Origin of the sequence: Phocaeicola faecicola (assembly GCF_013618865.1) — a bacterium.
GTDB classification, from domain to species: domain Bacteria; phylum Bacteroidota; class Bacteroidia; order Bacteroidales; family Bacteroidaceae; genus Phocaeicola; species Phocaeicola faecicola.
Window position 1 is genome coordinate 1 of record NZ_JABSOE010000173.1, and the last position, 585, is coordinate 585.

Annotated in this window: 1 protein-coding gene; it reads right to left on the reverse strand. The window is 49.4% G+C overall.

What is annotated here, in order from left to right:
* Window positions 1–52: 52 nt before the first annotated feature.
* A partial coding sequence (locus H3001_RS19220) for a hypothetical protein (RefSeq protein ID WP_449579149.1) occupies window positions 53–585 on the reverse strand: 533 nt, incomplete at its 5' end.

Below are 585 nucleotides of genomic sequence, written 5' to 3' on the forward strand. Positions count from 1 at the left end.
TCTCCAGAATGGTATGGAGATTCGAGAAATCCACGGATAACAATACCATAGGCTACCAGTATTTGGAGGTGTCATTGCCATAGAGCTTCAGGACACGGTCAAGGTCATTCTTCTTGCGGGCACGCAGAAAACTCACGGCTATATTCCTGTTCGTATAGTAATTCACGAGATTGCGGTAACGGCGCATACTGGCATAACAGTCATCCACCACGTCCATACGGTCCTTGTCGGTCATGGAAAGGGTGCTGACGTTGATTACCTGCTTGAGGTCCTGCAACACCCCGTTGCTCTCTTCCAGAAGTTTGGTATAACCGAAAGCGATGGCATCCAGCTCTTCGGGAGAAAAGTTCTCGTCACCCAGCATCTTTTGGAAATTGGTCACGTAGATTTCCGACACGTCACCGACCATCAGGATAATCTCACTGACCTTACGGGCATCCTTCACCAGATTGTTGACAGACTTCAGGGGTAGGCTAAGCATCCAACGCCCTGCCGTATTACTACGGTGGGTTTTCGGAAGCTCGCCCCCAAACCGGACGTACACGTCTCCGCGTATCCGGCTTTCTACTAATAATATCAATCTAT